Origin of the sequence: Oceanobacillus sp. FSL W7-1304, assembly GCF_037969805.1 — a bacterium.
GTDB lineage: Bacteria > Bacillota > Bacilli > Bacillales > Amphibacillaceae > Oceanobacillus > Oceanobacillus profundus.
The window spans coordinates 1,833,973-1,855,707 of record NZ_CP150211.1; the positions used below are offsets into that span (position 1 = coordinate 1,833,973).

General features: G+C 37.9%; 18 protein-coding genes and 1 riboswitch. Of the genes, 5 read left to right on the forward strand and 13 right to left on the reverse strand.

The window, feature by feature from the left end; all coding sequences use genetic code 11:
• Window positions 1-74: 74 nt before the first annotated feature.
• The 11 genes from NYE61_RS09275 to NYE61_RS09325 all read right to left on the reverse strand — a co-directional run bounded on the left by NYE61_RS09275 (window position 75) and on the right by NYE61_RS09325 (window position 16,175).
• Window positions 75-944, reverse strand: a complete 870-nt coding sequence (locus NYE61_RS09275; RefSeq protein ID WP_303447835.1) for a Swt1 family HEPN domain-containing protein — start codon at window positions 942-944, stop codon at window positions 75-77.
• 163 nt (window positions 945-1,107) lie between these two features.
• Complete coding sequence (locus tag NYE61_RS09280) at window positions 1,108-2,097, reverse strand: HNH endonuclease (RefSeq protein WP_303447836.1); 990 nt, start codon at window positions 2,095-2,097, stop codon at window positions 1,108-1,110.
• A 273-nt stretch (window positions 2,098-2,370) separates the two neighbouring features.
• A complete protein-coding gene (guaA, locus tag NYE61_RS09285) occupies window positions 2,371-3,906 on the reverse strand; it encodes a glutamine-hydrolyzing GMP synthase (RefSeq protein ID WP_303447837.1) in 1,536 nt (511 codons plus the stop codon).
• Between the two features lie 242 nt (window positions 3,907-4,148).
• A riboswitch (purine riboswitch) is annotated at window positions 4,149-4,250 on the reverse strand.
• Window positions 4,251-4,475: 225 nt separating this feature from the next.
• Window positions 4,476-6,680 carry a transglutaminaseTgpA domain-containing protein gene (locus tag NYE61_RS09290; protein ID WP_339317355.1) on the reverse strand — a complete coding sequence of 735 codons (2,205 nt, stop codon included), beginning with the start codon at window positions 6,678-6,680 and terminating at the stop codon, window positions 4,476-4,478.
• Window positions 6,677-7,945, reverse strand: coding sequence for a DUF58 domain-containing protein (locus NYE61_RS09295; RefSeq protein ID WP_303447839.1), 1,269 nt, complete (start codon window positions 7,943-7,945; stop codon window positions 6,677-6,679). Before NYE61_RS09295 ends, NYE61_RS09290 begins: the two co-directional genes overlap by 4 nt.
• Window positions 7,945-8,907 carry a MoxR family ATPase gene (locus NYE61_RS09300; RefSeq protein WP_303447840.1) on the reverse strand — a complete coding sequence of 321 codons (963 nt, stop codon included), beginning with the start codon at window positions 8,905-8,907 and terminating at the stop codon, window positions 7,945-7,947. The genes NYE61_RS09295 and NYE61_RS09300 overlap by 1 nt, the downstream gene beginning before the upstream one ends.
• A 245-nt stretch (window positions 8,908-9,152) precedes the next feature.
• Window positions 9,153-10,670 (reverse strand): amidase, encoded by a 1,518-nt coding sequence (locus NYE61_RS09305; RefSeq protein WP_303447841.1) that lies wholly within the window; start codon window positions 10,668-10,670, stop codon window positions 9,153-9,155.
• A 62-nt stretch (window positions 10,671-10,732) separates the two neighbouring features.
• The gene (locus NYE61_RS09310; RefSeq protein WP_118889938.1) at window positions 10,733-12,175 is read right to left on the reverse strand and encodes an FMN-binding glutamate synthase family protein; all 1,443 of its coding nucleotides are present in this window, start codon (window positions 12,173-12,175) and stop codon (window positions 10,733-10,735) included.
• Between the two features lie 166 nt (window positions 12,176-12,341).
• Window positions 12,342-13,520: a Ger(x)C family spore germination protein gene (locus tag NYE61_RS09315; protein ID WP_251659547.1), complete on the reverse strand. Its 1,179-nt coding sequence runs from the start codon at window positions 13,518-13,520 to the stop codon at window positions 12,342-12,344.
• Window positions 13,513-14,619, reverse strand: coding sequence for an endospore germination permease (locus NYE61_RS09320; RefSeq protein WP_303447842.1), 1,107 nt, complete (start codon window positions 14,617-14,619; stop codon window positions 13,513-13,515). The genes NYE61_RS09315 and NYE61_RS09320 overlap by 8 nt, the downstream gene beginning before the upstream one ends.
• A gap of 2 nt (window positions 14,620-14,621) precedes the next feature.
• On the reverse strand, window positions 14,622-16,175 hold the full coding sequence (locus tag NYE61_RS09325; protein ID WP_251659545.1) for a spore germination protein: 1,554 nt from the start codon (window positions 16,173-16,175) through the stop codon (window positions 14,622-14,624).
• A gap of 147 nt (window positions 16,176-16,322) precedes the next feature.
• Between NYE61_RS09325 and NYE61_RS09330 the strand changes: the two genes are divergently transcribed.
• Both NYE61_RS09330 and NYE61_RS09335 read left to right on the forward strand, forming a co-directional pair.
• Window positions 16,323-16,940, forward strand: a complete 618-nt coding sequence (locus NYE61_RS09330; RefSeq protein ID WP_118889942.1) for a flavodoxin family protein — start codon at window positions 16,323-16,325, stop codon at window positions 16,938-16,940.
• Between the two features lie 85 nt (window positions 16,941-17,025).
• Window positions 17,026-17,154 (forward strand): hypothetical protein, encoded by a 129-nt coding sequence (locus NYE61_RS09335; RefSeq protein ID WP_303447843.1) that lies wholly within the window; start codon window positions 17,026-17,028, stop codon window positions 17,152-17,154.
• A gap of 100 nt (window positions 17,155-17,254) precedes the next feature.
• Here the strand turns inward: NYE61_RS09335 and NYE61_RS09340 are convergent, their stop codons facing one another.
• Window positions 17,255-17,497 carry a hypothetical protein gene (locus NYE61_RS09340; protein ID WP_095314259.1) on the reverse strand — a complete coding sequence of 81 codons (243 nt, stop codon included), beginning with the start codon at window positions 17,495-17,497 and terminating at the stop codon, window positions 17,255-17,257.
• 152 nt (window positions 17,498-17,649) lie between these two features.
• On the reverse strand, window positions 17,650-17,952 hold the full coding sequence (locus NYE61_RS09345; RefSeq protein ID WP_095314260.1) for a hypothetical protein: 303 nt from the start codon (window positions 17,950-17,952) through the stop codon (window positions 17,650-17,652).
• 311 nt (window positions 17,953-18,263) lie between these two features.
• Between NYE61_RS09345 and NYE61_RS09350 the strand changes: the two genes are divergently transcribed.
• The 3 genes from NYE61_RS09350 (at window position 18,264) to NYE61_RS09360 (ending at window position 21,734) form a co-directional block, all read left to right on the forward strand.
• Window positions 18,264-18,932, forward strand: a complete 669-nt coding sequence (locus NYE61_RS09350; protein ID WP_339317359.1) for a DUF2071 domain-containing protein — start codon at window positions 18,264-18,266, stop codon at window positions 18,930-18,932.
• Window positions 18,933-19,204: 272 nt separating this feature from the next.
• Window positions 19,205-20,296, forward strand: coding sequence for an endospore germination permease (locus NYE61_RS09355; RefSeq protein WP_303447846.1), 1,092 nt, complete (start codon window positions 19,205-19,207; stop codon window positions 20,294-20,296).
• Complete coding sequence (locus NYE61_RS09360; RefSeq protein ID WP_303447847.1) at window positions 20,286-21,734, forward strand: spore germination protein; 1,449 nt, start codon at window positions 20,286-20,288, stop codon at window positions 21,732-21,734. The genes NYE61_RS09355 and NYE61_RS09360 overlap by 11 nt, the downstream gene beginning before the upstream one ends.
• Window position 21,735 lies beyond the last annotated feature (1 nt).

Sequence of the window (21,735 nt, forward strand, 5' to 3'; positions counted from 1 at the left end):
GGTGTTCGTTTACTCTTCCAGCCGTGTTTTCTATGCCTGATACATTAAAAGGAGGCCTTAACAGTTTCTTTTGCTTAATCTTCTGATCCTCTTGTTATTTGTTTTAAGATTACATTATAGTAAGTTTTTATAACACTTCTTTCTGTTTCTTCAACAAGGCTGTTATGAGCAATTAAATTTCTACACTCAGCCATTTCATCGATTTTAGGAATTATGAAATCTCTGTTTGGAAAGTATTTTTTGAAAATTTCCCAATTGTTATCTATCAATGATCCAAGATCTTTAAAGTCCAAATAAAAGAGCTTAGAATCTCCCCTGATACTTAACCATTTATTTGCATTTGCTTTTTCAATCCTATTAGTTATCGTGCTCCGAAGAGCTTTTGGAACCTTGATTTCATCAAAGTAATTCTCCCCGTGTTCTTCCTTGCAGACCTGTTCAATAAACAACCTTAAAGAGTTTTCTACTGCATATAAGTATGTATAGACTTCCGCCATATAATATCCTTTTTCTTTTATATCATTTGGAAGAATTGTAGTTAAAATTTTTCCGGAGACTCTATCTGACTGCTTTTCTAAATCTGTAATAAGGTCATCTTCCATTTCAAAGTCTTTTGTTAAATCAATCTCAATTATTACTCTTTTAACATCAAATCCGACCTCTGCTGGAATCAGAGTATCTGAAATAGACCTTATTAGTTCTTTATTTTCTTTAGTATCAAGTCCATCAATACTTACAGGGTTAACATATAAATAAATTGAAGTCGCCATAGCATCTGACCTACCCCATCTGCCATCATAATAGGAATATCCACCAGTTTCTATTGATAAACTAGCCCCTCTTAATAACTGGGCAATTTCAATTTCTTTTTTTCTTTTAAGTGTAAAAATAATTCCATCTAAAAATTTTTCGTTACTGAATGGCAAGTGATATGTAAAAGACATTCGTATCCTCCTTTATATCAATAAAACATTTTATTAAATAATTGATTCCATCTTATCACTATAAGCGCGCGAGATACCAAAAAGATTTGGATCCCTTGTTACCCTGTACTGCTATTTAATACAATAATCGATATAGCTTTTCGTTGTTCAAGTAATGCACCAGTTACTTTAATAATTCTTTTAATTTATTAATTGTTAGCCATGGTCTTTTACGGTGTAGCATGCGATGGCAGTTAGCACAAACAAGAGCTATATCATCAACCTTTGTTTCTTCATTCTCAGTCATTTCAGAGATAGGTCTTGTATGATGCCCTTCTATATATCCTTCGCCAATATTACCATAACGGGCTTTAAAGTCGAATTCACATACTTCACAAAATAGTTTACCATGTTGTTGAATAAAACGTTCTTTAGCTAATTTTATAATTTTACTATTACGTTCCCTTACTAAGTGTTGTTTTAATATTAGCTTACCCTCTGGGAAACCTTCATCATCTTCAGTAAATCCTACATCATCAGCTTCATAGGCGGTCTCTATTGATATATCTAATGATTCGTCCCTATATTTGCTTTCCCAGCTTTTATTATTTTCTGTTTTTTCCTTTACTGGTAGATCAATAAACTTATTAATTGGCTCATTAAATACCCAATTTACCCACAAAATATCATTGCGATTATAGTATCCACCATAATCAAAAGACAGATTGTACTTTCTTATAAAATAATAATCGAGAGCGTACCAATCAACTTTTACTGCATCAAAGTTCTTTTCTCTTACTTTATTTAAATCTAACGTTATACGCTTATGTTTTTTTCCTTTACCATATTTAGGAGTATATGTATATTCTCTAAAAAATTCTTTGTAATCCTCATATGATTTACTAGAGTCCGATTTATAAAAATCAAGTTCTAAGAGAAATATCTCTTCTTTACTAGGTTCGAGTATCCAAATTTCCTTCGGACTCCTAGGAGGGCCTCCTGGGAGTCCGCTAAGCAAGAAATCATCCATCCCTTCCAAGCCATCAATTAAAATTTGTTCATTGAAATATTTGGTAAAAAAACCCTCTTTTACCATATCTAATCCAGGTTTTTCTAGTGGTATTACAGGTCCGTTTGTAGTTTCTCTATAATAATACTGTGTTTTAAGTTTCACCTTCAATATTATTTCCCCTTTCTCTAAAGTACTACTTAAACTAACCTGCGACGTTAGTTTAAGTACAAAATTTTACAATTAAACATTATCATATATTAACTATTTTAAAAATTTTTACGGAATTATCTTTATTGTATCAAAAAATATCCCTACCAAATTATTTTTGGCAGGGATATTGGCAGGGAACTATATCATTTTTAACTTATTTTCTCCATATTAGATTAAGATAAATGCCGATATATAGGCGTTCTCTCTTCAAGTTAAGTTGTACTTTTACTCCCACTCAATCGTAGCGGGCGGCTTGCTCGTTACATCATACACAACACGGTTAATATGCTGCACATCATTCACAATACGAGTTGAAATTTTTTCTAAAACATCCCATGGGATACGTGCCCAGTCAGATGTCATTCCATCAATGGATGTAACGGCACGAATACCGATTGTATGATCATATGTCCGGGCATCGCCCATCACTCCAACACTCTTAATATTCGGTAGTACGGTGAAATACTGCCAAATATCGCGGTCTAATCCTGCGTTTGCTATTTCTTCACGTAAAATCGCATCGGACTCACGCACGATTTCCAGCTTTTCTTCCGTTACTTCACCTAATACACGGATTGCCAGTCCTGGACCTGGAAATGGTTGACGCCATACGATATGATCAGGAATACCAAGCTGTGTACCTAATTCACGTACTTCATCTTTGAATAATGTGTTTAGTGGTTCAATTAATTCAAATTGCATGTCCTCAGGCAGTCCGCCAACATTATGGTGTGACTTAATGGTTTGTGCTGTTTCGGTACCACTTTCAATCACGTCCGTATATAGAGTACCTTGTGCAAGGAAGTCCATATCCTTTAATTTTGCCGCTTCATCGTCGAATACATAGATGAATTCATTTCCGATGATTTTACGTTTTTTCTCTGGATCATCGACACCAGCTAATTTAGATAGGAAGCGATCTTTTGCATCTACTTTTATGATGTTCATATGGAAATCGTCAGCAAAGACCTTCATCACATCGTCTGCCTCATTTTTCCTTAGTAGACCGTGATCAACGAAAATACAAGTCAGTTGATCTCCAATTGCTTTATGAATTAACGCTGCAACTACAGATGAATCAACCCCGCCACTTAATGCACATAGCACATTGCGGTCGCCAACCTTTTTCTGGATTGCCTCCACTTCCATGTCAATAAAGTTTTCGATTGTCCAATCACCCTTAGATTTGCACACATCAAATACAAATTGATTTAACAAATCGTTTCCATACTCTGAATGACGAACCTCTGGATGGAACTGTACGCCGTATAATCTGTTTTCGGGATCACTCATTGCTGCAATTGGCGTTGATGGGCTTGTTGCATCAATTTGGAATGTAGGAGGAACCTCTGTTACCTTGTCTCCATGACTCATCCACACCGTTTGCTTTGTTGGTGTATCTTTGAAAAGAATTGGATCATGGTTAAGATCGATAAGTGCTTTTCCATACTCACGGTTTTTGGATTTCTCCACTTTTCCTTTATAATGCAGCGCCATAAGCTGCATGCCATAGCAAATTCCTAATACTGGGATGTCTAAGTCGAATATTGCTTCATCACAACGGAAGCTGTTTTCATCATAAACACTGTGTGGTCCACCAGATAAAATGATTCCCTTTGGATTAATTGCTTTAATTTCTTCTGCTGTCAGCTTATGTGAATGTAGTTCACTATACACCCCGAACTCTCTGATTCGACGTGTAATCAGCTGATTGTATTGACTTCCAAAGTCAAGTACAAGTATCATTTCGTTGTTTTCCATTGATTCCGCTCCTATCTGCTGTAAGGTGTCTCCATTGAATAAGGTAACCATTAGGTTTTAAGTAAGTAGTTGTTGTGTAATGTTTAATAAAACCATGCTGAGTCGCGATAAACCCAGACATGCACACTGCAACACTTACATTTTTCCTGCTGAAAAAACCTGCATTTCTACTTTCCGCAAGCTATATAAATACTCATATAGCTACAAAAAGACAGAAATCCAGGTTCATGATATAAACTACATCATCTAGATTCTGCCTTCATAGTCAGAGCATTTACGGTGCCCCGGTAGAAACTTTTGACCCATATTGTCAAGGATATACGAACGCATTTTATTTCAATTTTTAGAGGTTGTCCAAAATAGTCCGGTAAAAATGACACTTCGAATTTCTTCGTTGGCTTGCTTTTCCGTTCCTCACGTATCAACTGCATACGTTCCGGTACGGGAAGCTGCGCCGCCTCGAACTTCTTGGTCCTTTTTATCCTCCTATTGAACACACACTTATAGAGGTTGTCCTTCTAAGCCCTCACTTTTGCATGTATTTATTCTACTAATCAACCCACACCAGGTCAACCCATTATGCGTTTAATTAAATTTTTCCATAATTGAGTTAGTTCATTTAGTTGTGATTCATTTAGCTCATTTTTATATAACAGCCGCTCATAGTAGCTAGTTAGCTGTCCCATCTCATCTGTAGAATAATGGATATCAATACGGTTTGCGAATTCACGCAATGTCTGATCAGGGGCTTTTGTATATCCATAATGCCGCAACAATTTTATTAAATGATGATAGGCTTCTTGGAAAGATTTAGCATCCTGCCCGTTTTTCATTTTCACCGCTAGTGCCTTTGTTTGCCAACGGAATCTTGTTTTATAGATACCGATTCCGATAATAACGATTAAAGCCACCAAAATTGCTGCGTACCACCACTTAAATGTAAAATTCGTTCCATCGGTTTGATCAGATTCTTGCTCAGCAGCTTCATCCGTTGGTACATCTGACTCCGGCTGTTCCGGGAGATCATTCCTCTCTGGAGCTTCTAATGCATCATCCTCTGTTTGCGGTAAGTCTGTATTACTAGCATTATCAATATCCACATGAAAATCAGATAAATTAGAGAACCCTTGTGTCGGCTCAAATGGCACCCAGCCCATTTCCGGGAAGTACACTTCTACCCACGAATGGGCATTTCCATTCGTCACTTCATACAGTTCTGTTGCATTCTCTCCTCCAATTAGTTGGCCGCTAGTAAATCCCTTCACCCATCTTGCTGGAATATCGATAGCACGAAGCAGAACAACCATCGAAGTTGAGAAGTTATCACAATAGCCTATCCTGGAATCAAATAAAAATTGGTCCACATAATCTTGATCTCCCCTTGGAACAGGGACATCTGTTGTACGGTATTCAAAATCATTGCTTGCGAAATACCGTTCGACCGCTTTTACCTTTTCATACCTTGTTTCATGTGGATTGGTTATTTCCTCGGCTAAATCAACTACCCGCTCAGGTAATGTATCCGGCAATTGCGTATAGTGTTCTAACAGTTCATCTCTGTACGGCTCACTGCTTTCACGCAGCTCATTCAACTCAAAGGACGGATGGTCATACGTTAATTGATACGTTGTTAAGTTAGTAACCTCTCCACTTCTTCTAGCCTCTATTGCATCTGATTGTTGGTCGAGAAAGACTGCCTCTTCCCCCTCTAACCCCTCTACTTGACTGATCCCATAAGGATAAACTAGCTTATTAATCGATTCATTTTCTTGAAATTCAACCAAAGCATCCCGTCTCTCTGTCTCTACGTTCGAAGAAAATGTCTCTAAATCGATGGAACCATTTGGCTGTAATTCATACTCTGAGTCAGAAGAAGGCACCCAACCTTTCCCTGTATATTCATCTTTTGTTTCAATTCGCCAATAATGTCTTTCTGGAGTCCTGGCATAAAACACTGGTGTATCATCTTGAATAAATGATCCACCTAGTCTAGAGTCATCCTCTCCATAGCCCACTTTCTGCACGGGTCCGCTACCATTACTGCCAACGTTTTCAGCAGCGCTTTGAATAAACGGAACAGGATCCGGCCAAATTGGTTCTGCCTTCGGTGCGGCAAAACCAATCAGGCTGGAGAAAAACACAACAACAACTAGCGGAATGAGCCATACTGGTGATTTCTTTACCCATGCAAAATGAATAGACTCTTGACTCAATTCTTTCATTAGGTTAGCTATACCAAGTGCAATAAATGAAACTATAAAAGTTCTTACAATTGACATAGCACCATCGTATACGGTAAATGTATCAAGAATTGTGATATAGATGAATGTCAGCAAGACAAACAGAAAAATCCGTTTCATCTGCACGAACCAATAATGCAATAAATAACTCATTAGCCAAATTAATAATAAGAATAGAAAGCTGCGGAACAACGGTGTTAAATAATACCATTGCTGTGATAACAATGCCTGTATGTTGAAGACAAATTCGACTTGTACTTGCTCTATCCACATAGCACTTACAATTGGTACGTTAAAATAGAGACCATTTAGAATGAAAAGCAAGCCGAATCCTTTTAATAAAAAACCAATCCACCATTTCAGTTGCAATGCTGAAATAATAAAGCAAAACATCGTATAAATAATAAAAATAAAAATATTATTTGTATCCGATATATCTTTTAATGGATAGAGCCATTCAAGGAACAAAAAGAATCCACAAAAGTAAAGAATCGTGGCATATAAGATTGCTGCTTTATTTTGCTGTTTGCTCATCTTATATTCACCTCAATCGGATTATGAACCAATTGTTGTTCTGTCATGATTTGCACACCAATACCTGCATAGCGAAGCTGCTGAACAGCATGATTTTCCGCTTCTGAAATCAAATCAGTTGCTTGAATGAATATTACAGCAATACGCTTCGTTCGTCGCTTCACTTGTAGCATCGATTGTTTAAAAAAGTCATCGATCCTTGTTGTGATTACAATTGCCATTTGTCCCGCCTTAATTTGCTTCATTTCTTCCTTCACACTTATCGAAAACGACCGCTCTCCATTTGGCTGAATTCGTGCCAAAAAGTGATTGATACGCGCTTGAGCCCCTGCATTTTGTTCAGATTGGAAATAGACCGCTTCTGCCCCAATCGAAAGCAATCCTGCTTGATTCCCCTGTTTTCGAAAAACATTCATTAAAGAAAGGCTAAGCTCTACAGAAGCTTCAAAAGCTAATGCATTCATACCTTCATAATGACAACTATCTAAAATCAGTAGAATATCCGTACTTTTTTCTTGTTCAAACTCCTTTGTCATCACGTTATTTCGTCTAGCAGTTTGTTTCCAATCAATTCGAGAGAATCGATCTCCTGGCACATATTCACGAACACCGATTGCGACATTGGTATTCATTAATTGATGTGAACTAGAAGAAACAGAGCCCTGTTCAAAATTTTGATATTGCTCTTGCATCGTGATAGGACGAATGGTCGGGTAAGCAATCAGTTCATTTGATACATGGAATAAATGCTCTCGTTTTACAAAACCAAATATATCACTAAGCTTCACACGAATTCCCTTTAGCTGATGCTCCCCTCGTGGAACTTGTTCAATTGTATAGGGTAATGCTAAGCTTCGTTTAAATCCGGGGAAAACTACCTTTTTAATTTTTCGTTCTACAAATCGTTTCTCAGGGTGATCCATATGGCGATATTTTTCCGTACTACTGTCAGCTTTCATTAAGCTCACTGGAAAAACTTCCTCAACAATACAATAATAGATTGGAAATGGGATATTCCGCTTTATCCTTAGCATGACATCAATCTTGTCGCCAGCTTGGATAATAGGTCGCGTTACCTCTCTCGTTACATTCCACTTCTTCATCGGATAAAATAAGAACACAAGTAGATAGACGAAAATTGGAAGAAAACTAAAAAAGAGAAACCAACTGACAAATCCCCCTTGAAACATTGCATAGGAGAATAATACGACAAAAAGTGTAGCAATTATTGCAGCATTGCCAAATACCCTGAACCGGCCTCTCATTAATGAAATTCCTTTCGAATCGGGATATGCGTGGTTTTTACAATAGCTGCAATCGTCTCCTCATTCGTAACCCCTTCATACCTCGCCTCTGAAGTTAAAATAATCCGATGCGATAAAACAAATGGTGCAAGGTATTTTACATCATCAGGCAATACATAGTCTCTTCCATATATGTAAGCATAGGCCTTCGCTGCTTTCATTAAGGCAATTGACCCTCTTGGGCTTACTCCGAGATAGATAGCATCATTTTCTCTTGTACGTGTTACAAGATTAATAATGTACTGCTGTACATTGCGATCGATATAGACGTCCTTTACCTCTTCTTGAATTTCTACTAACTGATCTCTATCAATTACTGCCTCTATTGATTCAATTGGGTGATTACTAGAGGTTCGGTCTAGCATTTCAAGTTCTTCACTAAAGGTAGGGTAGCCCATTTTCAATTTCAGAATAAATCGGTCTAGCTGTGCTTCTGGTAATGGATAAGTGCCTTCATATTCAATTGGATTTTGAGTTGCCATAACAAAGAAAGGTTGCTTAAGAGGTTTCGTTATTCCATCAATGGTCACGTTTTGTTCTTCCATTGCTTCGAGAAGTGATGATTGTGTCTTTGGTGAAGTACGATTAATTTCATCTGCGAGAATAATATTCCCAAAGATTGGTCCATCGCGAAATTCAAATGCTAGTTCTTTCGGATTATAAATCGAAACGCCAGTTACATCTGATGGTAATAAATCCGGAGTAAACTGAATTCTTTTGAAATCACAGTCTAGTGACTTGGCAAGTGTACGTACAAGCATTGTTTTCCCAACACCAGGAACGTCCTCCAATAACACATGACCCTGTGCTAATAAAGCAACTAAACTTAGTGTTGCAACATCCTCTTTACCAATCATTACTTTATTTATATTATTGATTACACGTTCAATTCTATCATTATATATACTTGTCCCATGTATCAAGCTGTATTCCCTCCTTTAATAAAACTATTTAAATAATTCGTCTACTTCAACTATATCAAGAAAAGAAGTTGAAGTAAAAGTAGAAGTTAATCATCTTTATAAACCTCATCTATATAACTAACATTACCAGAAAATGATAATTATATACTAGACTTATGCAAAACATATCAAGCACCACTTCGCTTTAGAATTAAGTGGTGCTTTTGTAGGTGAATGGACTGTTTTACACGATTAAATTTTTACCTCTACTTCCGATTACTCAGACTCTCTTCAAAATATGGATTTCCCTTCATCCCCACCCATAAGTCAGATTTCTCAAGTTGAACTGCTAGCTGTAATAGGCGGTGTTCTTCGCCTTTTGGTGCCATAACTTGTACCCCTAATGGCAGCCCCTCGCTTGAACGGTATACAGGCACAGACATCGCTGGCTGACCAGTTAAATTAGCTAGCTGGGTAAACGGGGTATAGGTGAGGCTAGGTAAAAACATCTCATAGATAAGATCTTGTTGTTTTTCTTTGTTTGCTTCCCTTACTTGTAATCGCAGGTTTTCCTGGCTTGCTTTTGAGTGGGTTAGCTCGCCAACCTCCGGTGCAGTGCTCGCTGTAGCTGGCGTAATATAAAAATCGTATATTTGATGGAACGATGCCATCTGAGCAGCGGCTACATCCCATGATGCAAGACTTGCAGAAAAATCTGCCGCTGAAAGGGACTTCCCTGCTTCACGAAGCACCCATGTTTCAATCTCTACATCATCAGCAGTAATTGCGCGACCAATTGCTTTTTCCAGTTCTTGAACAGTAAGGCTCATTTCGCCACTGTTCATCATAAAGTAATCCCTCATTAACTGGATACCATCAACACCGTTATCCTTTTCTTCTACATCATGTCCCTGTGCTTCCAGCCACTTTACCGTGTTTTCCACTGCAAGCTTTGCATCCGCACTTACTGGGGTGCCCACAGGAGATTTCGTCGTATAAGCAATCCGCAGCGGTCTACTCAAATCTTCCAGCATCGTTTGATGATAGCTTCCTGGGAATAATGGTGTCTGAAATGCCGCCTCTGGCTGCACAACTTGAAGTAAATCCAACATGCTTGCACTATCTCGGACACTTCTGCTTAAAACAAAATCAATCGATGCACCATGCCATTGCCTGCCAACTCCTGGACCAACTGGCGTCCTTCCTCGTGTAGGCTTTAGACCAAATAGACCAGAAAACGAAGCTGGAATCCGTATGGAGCCACCACCATCACTCGCACCCGCAAATGGTACAACGCCTGAGGCGATTGCTGCTGCAGCCCCACCACTAGAACCGCCTGGCGAATAACTGGTATTCCATGGATTTCTTGTGGAACCGTAAATTTCAGGCTCTGTAATGTTTTTCAGGCCAAACTCCGGTGCATTTGTATGACCCATGAAATGAAAACCAGCATCGCGAAGCTTTTTCACAAAATAGGAATCATGTTTCGAGCGATTCCCTTTGAGCAGTTTATTACCTGCTGTCATCAGCTCTCCTTCTAGACTTTGAGAGATATTTTTCAGCAAAATAGGGACACCGTTAAACGGAGCATCTTCTATCGATATGCGCTCTGCTTCTTCTAAGGCCTTTTCCATTCTTGAGTGTGCGACAATATTCAAGATAGGATGAACCTCGTTTAATCGTTCGAAGGCAACCGTCATCAATTCTTTTGCGGTAACCTCTTTCATTTGAATCAACTGCGCCATTTCCATGGCATCTAATTTTAAGTATGTTTCCAAATCCATATGTACACTCCTCACAGAAGCATTTTACCCTAGTCTACCATACCTGTTGATTGGTTCCAGTACTATGATTCGGAAGCATTTTTTTGTTTATTCGATTCCTTTGCTTGATTCTTCTCTTGCCATGGTTCAAATGAAAAAGGAATACCTAGCATCTCACTCGTTAATTTGTCATAAGATACTAGGTCTTTTAACGTCATTTCCTTTAACGAACGTTTCCCCATTGCTCTTAGACCTACTTTCATTTCTTCTATGCTTGCCGTTAAAAATTTTGTTGCTGATTGTGCGCCATCTTCTCTATTAAATTTATTTTTAAATTTGCCTTCATTCCATACAACCTGTGTAGGTGGTTCAAACGGTATAGCGTCAAGCGTTTGGCTATGTGCTACTGCAAAAAGCATCGCTGATCCTAGATAAACGGCATCTGCCCCAAGTGCGATCGTTTTTAAAAATTCAGATGGTGTAAATAGACCACCAGATACGATGAGGCTGACCTCCTTTCTTTTGTTACGTTTTTTCAAGTGATTGTTCGCACGTACAACTGCATGCAGGGTCGGTATTCCAAAATCATCTGATAATACTGGAGGCGCTCCGTGGGTTGCAGCTTGCCCGCCATCTACTGCAATATAATCAACTCCCATTTCTATTAATTGATCGATGTCCTGCTCTATTTTTCCGCCAGCACCTAGCTTGGCTCCAATTGGAACTCCACCCGTTAAGTTTCTTAATTCCTCAACTAATTCTTTTAAATCCTTTAACGTTTGATTATCAAAAAAATGCTCATAAATTACTGCCACTTCATCTTCCTTTAACCCCATTACGCTCCGTGCGCGCCCTGTTAAATTTTCCGGCGAAATTCTCCCGCCTACTCCGACAAGCGCTCCTTGGCCGAACTTGATTTCAATCATATTAGCACGCTTTAATAGGCTCTCATCCTTTGACCACTCCGTTTTGGAGAACTGTAAAATATACTTATCAGCTGCATCTAGTTCCTCTGGTAAAACCCCTCCTTCACCAGAATTAATCGCCGTACCTGTCTGCTTTGCTGCATCCGCTAATGCAAGTCGAACTTCTTCACTTAAAGCAATACCATAAGCCATACCGCTAATAAGTAACGGGATTTCAATTTCGAGTGGCTTTTTAGCGTTTGGACCGATGGTAACTTTTATATCAACATCTTCATCACCATCTATGGGAAATGAAGCCACCTGTGCTGGTATAAATGTTAACGTATCCATATGTGGCCAGCTTTTAGACGACCCTAATGGCCGGTGTAAGACATCCCCTGTTTCTGCACGTAAATTGTTTTCAAGAACATTTTGTAATCCCATATGTTTAATACCTGGAATCAATTCGATTAAATTCTCCTGATAGCTATCTGTAAAGAGAATCTTCCCCATTTTCTTCGTCATCCGCTTTAGCAGACCCCTCCAACCTAGCAAGAATATTAATAAGATACTAAGCAGTAAAACAAGTAATATAAGATTAACTACTGAAATGATCATCATTTTCAATCACTACCTTCTTTCGTCCTTCTTCCAAGGAGGATCGGCATATTTGTGCAACTTCTGATTAATCTTATAAATGAGATATGGTATTAAAAAAGACAATACGGTACAGAGAAGGATTAACTTTTCAGGTAATCTTCCTATTAGATTTTCCCACATATAATCGTCACTCACTTCCTTGATCCTTGACCCGATCAGTAGCACCTGTTGTTCGAATAATAGCATCTGCTTTTACTTTTACCGTGCTATTCGCAAAAATATTATCGCCTTCGTCCCAGTTTTCCTTTACTTCATTCCATATCTCATAATGTTTTCGCTTTAAAATTTCACTAAAACCAAAAAAATCTAATTTTAGATCCTCCTGTGCTTTTTTAATGGTATTGTTTACTACCTGTTCAATTCTTTCGCTTACTTTTCGTTCTATTTTTGAAAGATACGCTTTATCTAAAAGGCTTTTCTGCCCAAACATCTCACCAATATTACCTTCTGCATCAATTGTTATTTCTATATTAATATCCTCTGGGTCGTTTGCATTGATTTCTATATTACTTTTTACCCTCTTCAACTCATAAACCATTAATTTATTATCCACTTCAATTTTGAAATATCCACCCTCTATTTTATTTTTTATTAGATTCAATCCTGCTGCTTCCTCAAGATTTATTGTTCCAACCAGTCTATTACTTTCCCCATGAAAGACGGCTCCCCCGTTGAAAATTATTTTATCATCAGAAGAAAAGACCCTTGGGATAACATAACTTTGCGGCTCCAATAAATGCTCATGTATCTCTCCAATTCTGGCAGGATCAATTAACCCCGCTAATTTAGTAGTGTTTTCCATAACATTCGTAATATACATGACAGGAAGATTTTCAGTTTCGGGCTCTATCTCAAGTATCTTTTGAGCCTTATCCTCGGAAATAACTACCCTCATTTCTCTCCGCATTTCCTGATCACGAATAAATAAATCCATTATGCCTGCAAATAAATCAGGTTGGCGTGCCACTTCCTCAGAAACAACAATTAATTTTAGATGCTCATAATAAGGTGCACGGCCTACTGCCGTAGACATCAAACGGATGATCTCAAACAAACTTTCACCGGTTTCTGATAAATTGGTAAATGCTTTTTTTTCACTACCAGCTCCAGTGGGCAGGCCTATTCCCGCTGGCACGACGAACTGATTGGTCATTTTCAGCGTAGGATTGTCATTTGCTTGCTGATCTTCAACTAAGTCAATAGCGGTACCAATCACAAATCCACGCTCTTCTATATCGTTTTCATCCCAGCACCCTGAAAGCAAAAGCATCATCCAACATAAATGGATAAGTAATCGTTTATTCATCCCGCTTCACTCCCCTGACTTTAGCGATAACAAACAACAGAACAAAAACAAGTACACTATAAAATAACATGGATATACTCATCGCCGCTCCAAATGAATTCACTTCAACTATCTCTTGAGGTAACATACTGATGATATATACAATTGGCACTAAAATAAAAAGTATCTTTGCCTTCAGCATCTTGCTAAAGATAGAGTTAATAGCTAGAACTGCTACATCTAAAGCCATCGATGCCGTATTAAAAATAGCCATAATCCAAATGACAAAAAAAATGGATTCAAATCGTTCAAAAAAACCACCCGGAATATCGACCACTTTCGCCAATTCTACCGTTGGGTAAAGCAAATTTGCTGTTACTTCACGACCAAACACCCCAATGCACAGGATATACAGCATGATATATAATACAACTGGTATACACATGCCAATTGCAGCCATTTTCGGTGCCTTCTTTGGTTTATCAACTAATGCTATGTAGAACCATAGAATACTAAAGCCAAGGTATGAAGTAACACTTGTATTTAATCCCTTTACATAATCATTAAAGCCCGTCTTGAATACTGGAAATAATTTCCCATAATCAAACCAACCTAAATTAAATACAAAAACGGAAAGCGCTATAAAGAGAATAATCGGCAGAAACATCACATTTAAACGAAACAAACCTGCTCTCGATCCCGAAACCGCATACATCACAACAAGTAGAAATGCGAGTGAGATGATTTCTAGTGGCGTACGATCAAATAAATATTGCTTGGATATATCTGCAATTTGTCGAACTTGAAATGCAGTTATCAATAAGAATAGAATGGCAAATAGAAACGTTAGAACGATTGCTACAGGTCTAGTTGTTATACTGGATGCATAGGTAAGAAATGTTTGATTAACAAAACCCGATGCAAATTTAGCTACCAGCCATGTCATAAGTATTGCAATGAATCCACCGATTATTAAAGGTATCCATCCATCAGAAGCTACTGTAGCGGAAGCCAGATCTTTGGGCAGAGAAAGAATTCCTACACCAATTACCATGGATGGTACAGCAATCATAATCTCCTTCTCACCGATTTTTTCATCTGCATATTTAAAACTTTTCACTGTCAGGAGTCTCCTTTATTCAATGACTTTTTATCCAATGGCTGCATATAAGTTGGACGTCTCTTTATTGTAGTAATTGGTGCACGTAGTATAAGATCCTTCCAGTCACTTAAGAAGTTTGGTGCAAAAGGAGTAGTGTACGGAACTCCAAAACTTTTCAAATTCACAAGATGGACATTGAGCATAATATAACTGAGAATAATTCCATAAAGTCCAAATGTTGCAGCAGCAAGCATCATACCAAATAAAAGAATTCGAAACGAAATAGCAACACTATAGGATGGTAGTGAAAATGATGCAATAGCATTAAGTGCAACAACAATTACCATGGCAGGACTTACTAATCCAGCAGATACCGCAGCTTCTCCTATTACCAGACCACCAACAATACCAATTGTTTGTCCAATTGGTGTTGGTAATCTTGTTCCAGCTTCACGCAAAAGTTCCATTGTTAACGCCATTAGCAACGCTTCAACATATGCAGGAAAAGGGACCCCCTCTCTTGAAGCAGCAATAGAAAAGGCCAAATCTGATGGGATCATTCCCGGATGAAAAGAAACGAGTGCAATATATAATGCGGGCAAAAACATAGCAATAAAAGCAGCAAGATAACGTAAAGCTCGAAGCAAGGTTCCAATTGTCCAGCGTTCATAATAATCCTCAGGCGATTGCAAGGTATTTCCCAAGGTTGCTGGTGCTATTAATACAAATGGAGTACCATCCAATAAGATTGCAACTTTTCCCTCTAACAGTGCTGCAGCTACTTTATCTGGTCTTTCTGTATTTAAGACTTGTGGAAATGGAGATAAAAAACTGTCTTCAATCCATTCTTCAATATAGCCTGATTCTGGTGCATCATCCATATCAATCGTTTCCAGCCTTCGATTAACCTCTTTTACAATATCTGGATTTACAATTCCGTCTATATACGATAGAACAAGATCTTTTTTCGAGCGTCTTCCTACCTGATATGTCTTAAAACGCAAATTAGGATCTCGAATATACCGACGAATCATAACCATATTTGTACGTATATTTTCAATAAACCCTTCTCTTGATCCTCGAATAACCGTTTCTGTAATCGGTTCTTCAATTGAGCGGGTCTTCCAGCCTTTCGTATCCATTATAATTACTTTATCAATGCCATCTAGATAGAAAATTGTGCTCCCACTGAGAATTGCATTTGAAATATCGTCTAGTGTAGACCCTTTTTTAATACTGGTGACTGAGAGTATTTCCTGATAAATTTCCTCAAACAGCTCAGATTCTGCTTTAGGCAACGAATCTCTGCCTGTAATTAGCTGCACATTTTTCATTATATTGTTATGTACTAAATTACTATCGACCATTCCGTCAATATAAGCAATTGCACACTTATGTTTAGATCCTTTGATTGTAAACTCTCGAATAACAAGGTCGTTTGGTTTATCCAGTATTTCCTTTAAATTATCCAGATTATTCTCTATTTTTTTTGCAATCTTTTTCACAGAAAAGTTTTCTTCTTTATTCTTCCTTTCCTGTTTCTCTTTTTTTCTAAAAAAATACCGACTTACCATTTAATCCCCTCAAGTCATTTAAATAGTCACTCCTTTTCTTTTTCCCAAATCAGTATTTTTCTATACATCTGGGGATACCAGGCAATAGGATTAGATCCTGCTGAAATAGGGAAAAGACACTATACAGCATAAAAAAGGAGTGTTTTTGTGAAAGCAATTATCTTAAATTGTTCTCTAAAATCATCTGATGAAGTTTCCAATACAAACGCTTTGTTACAAGAATTCATCGATGTCTTCAATCAAAAGAAAGTAGTTACAGAGACCATTCGGGTGGCTGATTACAACATAGCGTTCGGTGTTGAAGGAGATATGGGGAATGGTGATGAGTGGCCAGTAATAGCAGATAAGATAAAAGAGGCAGATATCCTGCTCGTTGGCACACCTTTATGGATTGGTGAAAAGAGCAGTGTGGCTAAAATGGTCATGGAACGAATTAGTGGATCGGGTTCAGAAACGAACGATAAAGGCCAACCGATCTACTACAATAAAGTAGCCGGAGCCGTGGTAACCGGAAATGAGGATGGTGCCAAACATGCAGCTAGAGATATTCTCTTTAGCTTAGGGCACTTTGGTTTCTCCTTACCACCTAACCCTCTATCTTATTGGGTCGGTGAGGCAGGTCCAGGAGCTTCCTATATTGAGGCAGAGGGACAAAACAATGAATTCACCCAAAAAAATGCACAAATTGCCAGCCATAACCTTGTACACCTAGCAAGGATTCTAGCGGATAATCCGATTCCTGCAGAGGGCAATGTCAGTGAATAAAGGAAGGCAATAAATTCATGAACAAAAGCGCAAGCGCCCGGTTAGCGACGTACGGACTGCGCCCCGTACTTTGGGGTGGTTCGACTTGTCGAACATTCCTACGGAGGAGATAAAGGAAACACGGCGACCGCAGGGAGCCGATGTTGACTTATCGTACGGAGGTGAGGGAAGTCTCGCTAGTCGCTGGGCGCTGGAGCTGGACGTAGCCGTTTAGGTAACTAAGTTATCCACAGCATTCAAATTTTATAGTTTCCTATGCATGAATAAAGGCATTCGCCAGAAGAATTGGCGAATGCCTTCATATTCATTGGAGGTTATTTTTTCCTTACAACTATATTTTTACTCCCAGAATATAGTCCGCTTGCAGAAAGCCCCAATATCAGTCCGATTATTATACCGCTTTTCAAATCGCCAGGGCTCACATAAAAGATACCTCCAGCTAAACCGAATAGGACAGACGCAATAGGAAGCCACCTCTTAGGCAGACCAGCAGTTTTTAAAATCTCTACTAGACCTACAATAAGAGCGATCAAAGCAACATCATAGACTTCAAACATTGGTAACACCTCCTCACCATAGCTTATGAATGCCTTGTCCTCCCAGTAACGGCAGGATAGCCATTTTTTTATGATGAGGTATATGTTCTACGTTTCCTATAACATTAAGATAAACAAAGCCCTACCAAAGCAGATAGGGCAACAATTTCATGTTAAGAATACGGCTTAATAATAAATGCATTTTGTGTCACTTCTGCATACATACAAAGCTCTGTGTCTGTATCAATTTCCAATATTCTTCTAAATTCGGCTGGTATATTAACCATCCCTCTTGAAGATATAAAGCGCTGGTTCTCGTAATTTTCATTCGTTCCATGAAATATCCATATTTCGTTTCTTAACATTCGTATTTCTACGCGCTCCCCATCCTGAAATCCTAATGCAGCACGCCATTTTTTTGGTAGATTTACCATTCCTAATTTATTAATAGACTTATAATTCACAAGGAAATACATGCCACTCTCCTCCTACATGTGTATTCCTTTTCAGATTCATAGAATAGAATTAAATTTTTTATTAAACCAAGCTTAAGGTAAATTTTTCAAGTTCTATTGCTTAAACAAGTTGGGTTATCGATTATGAAAAACTTCAGCCATGTAATAGTACCATCTTAACAAATTACTTCTTCTTATTAAACCTGTATGAAGAATACTCACCTTCGCATACTAAACTTAAGATTATGTTGGGGGAAGTGACAAATTTGTATCAAGCTATTTTAAAAAGCACAAAGCATCGGGAGTTCCCGCTCCCTAATCGATCTTGGATTTTGACACAGCGGTGGCATCATTTGCTTTTCATTCACCTGCCATTCTCTAAAGACGCAATCAAAGACCACCTTCCAGAAGGATTGGAATTAGATACGTACGACGGAATGGCATGGATTAGTATTATTCCATTCAAGGTAACTGGAATGCGTCTGCGCAATATGCCAGCCATTCCTTATTTAAGCGCGTATTTAGAATTAAATGTTCGAACATATGTAAAGCGAGAAGGAACATCAGGTGTTTACTTTTTTAGCTTGGATGCTGATAAACTGCTTCCGGTTCTTGGTGCCAGAATGATTACGTTACCGTATTTTCACGCAAATATGAAAATGAAAAAACAGAAAGATCTTTTTTATTTTGAATCCAATCGAAAAAGTCATTCTGAATATAGTTTTAATGGAAGTTACCAGCCTATTTCCAAGCCCTATTATCCGGAAAAACACAGTCTTAGTAACTGGCTGCTCGAACGCTATGCCTTATGGACATACAAATACGGGGTGCTTTTCAGAGGTGATATTCATCATACACCATTGGAAGTTCATGACGCAGAAGTCATAATTGAAAAGAATACTATGTTACCCTTCCCTTTTGATGATAATGGTGAAATACAACTATTTCATTACGCTTCATGCAAGCGTGTTTTGATTTGGCCAATTCGGAGGGTTGAATAGCTTTTCTGTCCCCCAGACATCACCCTATTTACGATATCGCTATTTTTCAGCTGGTTAAAGTTTGAAGAGCATCGTACCTCCCCACCCTCAAACTTCTTCAGCTAAATCCATGGATTTGGAAACGAACTATATATTGCAGCCGCTTATTTACACTAATTTATACCTCTCCCTCCATCTAACTTCAATTAACAGAACTTCTTCATATAACGCATGCATAACGAAAGATTTTCTTTACACAATATATGATAAGTACACCATTCCGCGGAGGTATCATGAAAAATCCTATTAGCGTTTCCCAGTTCTTTTTTATTTTCCTAATCAGTACTGGTCTGAGCAATCATGTACTAGTCATCCCTTTACTAATCGATGCTGCTGGACGTGATGCTTGGATCAGTGTTTTCGTTGGATATTTTATTAGTATCCCAATCCTTCTTTTAATGGTATATGTTACAAAACACTTCAAAAGCATATCCATTTTTGAATGGCTTGAAACAAATTATAATATAGCATTTCGTCGTATAATTGCCGTTCTCATTAGTATTTTCCTATTTATCACTGGGTTTATTACATTAAAAGAAACCGTTACCTGGACGCATGAGACCTATTTGCAAGATACTCCTATGCTTGTCGTGGGGATTTCCATTCTTGCAACCTCACTATATATTTCTTATGGAAAATTAAATGTTATTGCCATATGTGCTGGTGTCCTACTTCCATTTGTCGTTTTATTTGGTTTGCTTGTCACGATTGGTACGATACCGAATAAAAATTACTCACTCATTACACCTGTACTTGTTGAAAATGGCTGGGTCAATATCATAAACGGCTCTATATTTGTTTTTGGTTCATTACTAGAAATATTTCTGCTAATTATGATCCAGCATGAAATCGCAAGAAGAGTAACATTCAAGCACATTTTACTGCTTTCCTTTTTTCTGTTCATTTTAACATTAGGACCACTAATAGGAAGTATTGCTGTTTTTGGAGCGGATGAGGCTGGAAGACTTCGCTATCCAGCATTTCTGCAATGGCGAATCCTTAATATTGGTCAGTACTTTAATCATGTCGACTTTTTATCTATTTATCAATGGCTGTCTGGATCATTTATTCGTTTAGCTCTTATTTTGTATTTAATCACACGAGCTTTCCCATTCAAAAAAAAGAAACAGCGAATTATCGCTCAAGCTGTCATTTGTATCCTTTATTTAATGCTAGTTTTAGCTCCTATATCAGATGAACATTTTTCCTTATTTTTAAAAGACTATTTTTATCCAGGAACTGGCGCTTTTGCCGTAGTCATGATTCTATTTTTAACACTGCTTATCAAAACTTCAAAGAATGGAATGGAAACAGATGAAAAATAATAATGCAGCATTAAAAGAAACATATTTTAAACATCTATTTCAACACTCTTCTGATATAAAAGTTCAAAGATATCCGTTAACACGTGAAAAAAAAAATAAAGAAATTGTCATTACCTATTGCGAAGGCCTAATTAATAGTGATTTATTAGTAGAAAGCATCCTTCCGGAAATTCGAAAATGCCACCATACTAATGACCTTAATGAATTAAGTGATTCAATTTCAATCCCTTGGAATCCGGACAACCCTTCTTTTAAGAACTCTATAAAAGATATGATTTTTAATGGGTACACAGCCATTGTAATAGCAAAAACAGTATACTTTTTTAATACATCTAGTCCTCCAAAAAGGTCTCCTGAGGAATCGACTACGGAAGTCTCCGTGAAGGGACCTCGCGATGCTTTTATCGAGGATATTAGCTCCAATATCGCATTAGTTCGTAAACGGCTGAAAACAGATTCCTTCGTTACAAAGTCATTTACAATTGGAAAACGCAGTAATACAAAAGTTAGTCTCGTTTATATGACGGATATCCAAAGTAAAGAGATAATTAATGAGGTAACTGCACGATTAAATAACATTGATTTAGACGCTTTAAACAGTGACAATCAATTAGCAGAGCTATTAACAGATTCCCGTTACTCCATATTTCCATTACTAAAAAGTGTTTCTCGTCCTGATGGCGTTGTCAGCGGTTTGGTACGTGGACGATTTGCAATATTTATCGATAATGTTCCTAACGTCATTGTGGGACCTGCTAATTTAGGATATCTATTAAAGTCGTCAGAGGATACACATATGCCATTTTATTATGCTTCATTTGAAATTCTTCTTCGGGTGATCGGATTGGGAATATCTATTTTCCTCCCAGCATTTTGGGTTGCCTTATCTGCATATAATGTAGATCAAATCCCTTTTTCACTACTTGCAACAATTGGAGCTTCACGCTTAGGAATCCCGTTTAACACTACTGTTGAATTATTATTAATGATTGGTCTTTTTGAGCTCTTTCGTGAAGCAGGTGTCCGATTGCCTAAGGCTGTCGGACAGACTGTTGCTGTAGTAGGTGGATTAATTGTGGGTGATGCTGCTATTCGAGCTGGTTTGACATCTCCTACGATGCTAGTGATTTCTTCCATTACCGCCGTTGCAACGTTTACCTTAGGTAATCAATCATTATTTGGAACGGTAACGATTTTACGAATCTTTTCTATCCTTTGTGCGAGCGTGCTGGGGATGTATGGATTTTTCCTTAGTCTATTTTTAATCGTAGGCTATTTAGCAAAGCTTGAGTCATTTGGAATTCCATATTTAAGTCCTGTCTCTCCATTTGTTAAAGGAGATTTTGCTAAATCACTTTTAAAGATTCCTGTTGTACAGCAAGATGAACGTGCTAAAATTCTCAAAACAGAGGACGATGATAGGCAGGAGGACAAATAAA

What these genes read in the sequence shown, in the direction of transcription:
- NYE61_RS09275 (WP_303447835.1), bottom strand. Translation starts at nt 944, where the DNA reads ATGTCTTTTACATATCACTTGCCATTCAGTAACGAAAAATTTTTAGAT.
- guaA (WP_303447837.1), bottom strand. Translation starts at nt 3,906, where the DNA reads ATGGAAAACAACGAAATGATACTTGTACTTGACTTTGGAAGTCAATAC.
- NYE61_RS09290 (WP_339317355.1), bottom strand. Translation starts at nt 6,680, where the DNA reads ATGAGCAAACAGCAAAATAAAGCAGCAATCTTATATGCCACGATTCTT.
- NYE61_RS09295 (WP_303447839.1), bottom strand. Translation starts at nt 7,945, where the DNA reads ATGAGAGGCCGGTTCAGGGTATTTGGCAATGCTGCAATAATTGCTACA.
- NYE61_RS09305 (WP_303447841.1), bottom strand. Translation starts at nt 10,670, where the DNA reads ATGGATTTGGAAACATACTTAAAATTAGATGCCATGGAAATGGCGCAG.
- NYE61_RS09310 (WP_118889938.1), bottom strand. Translation starts at nt 12,175, where the DNA reads ATGATGATCATTTCAGTAGTTAATCTTATATTACTTGTTTTACTGCTT.
- NYE61_RS09315 (WP_251659547.1), bottom strand. Translation starts at nt 13,520, where the DNA reads ATGAATAAACGATTACTTATCCATTTATGTTGGATGATGCTTTTGCTT.
- NYE61_RS09325 (WP_251659545.1), bottom strand. Translation starts at nt 16,175, where the DNA reads ATGGTAAGTCGGTATTTTTTTAGAAAAAAAGAGAAACAGGAAAGGAAG.
- NYE61_RS09340 (WP_095314259.1), bottom strand. Translation starts at nt 17,497, where the DNA reads ATGTTTGAAGTCTATGATGTTGCTTTGATCGCTCTTATTGTAGGTCTA.
- NYE61_RS09345 (WP_095314260.1), bottom strand. Translation starts at nt 17,952, where the DNA reads ATGTATTTCCTTGTGAATTATAAGTCTATTAATAAATTAGGAATGGTA.
- NYE61_RS09355 (WP_303447846.1), top strand. Translation starts at nt 19,205, where the DNA reads ATGAAAAATCCTATTAGCGTTTCCCAGTTCTTTTTTATTTTCCTAATC.
- NYE61_RS09360 (WP_303447847.1), top strand. Translation starts at nt 20,286, where the DNA reads ATGAAAAATAATAATGCAGCATTAAAAGAAACATATTTTAAACATCTA.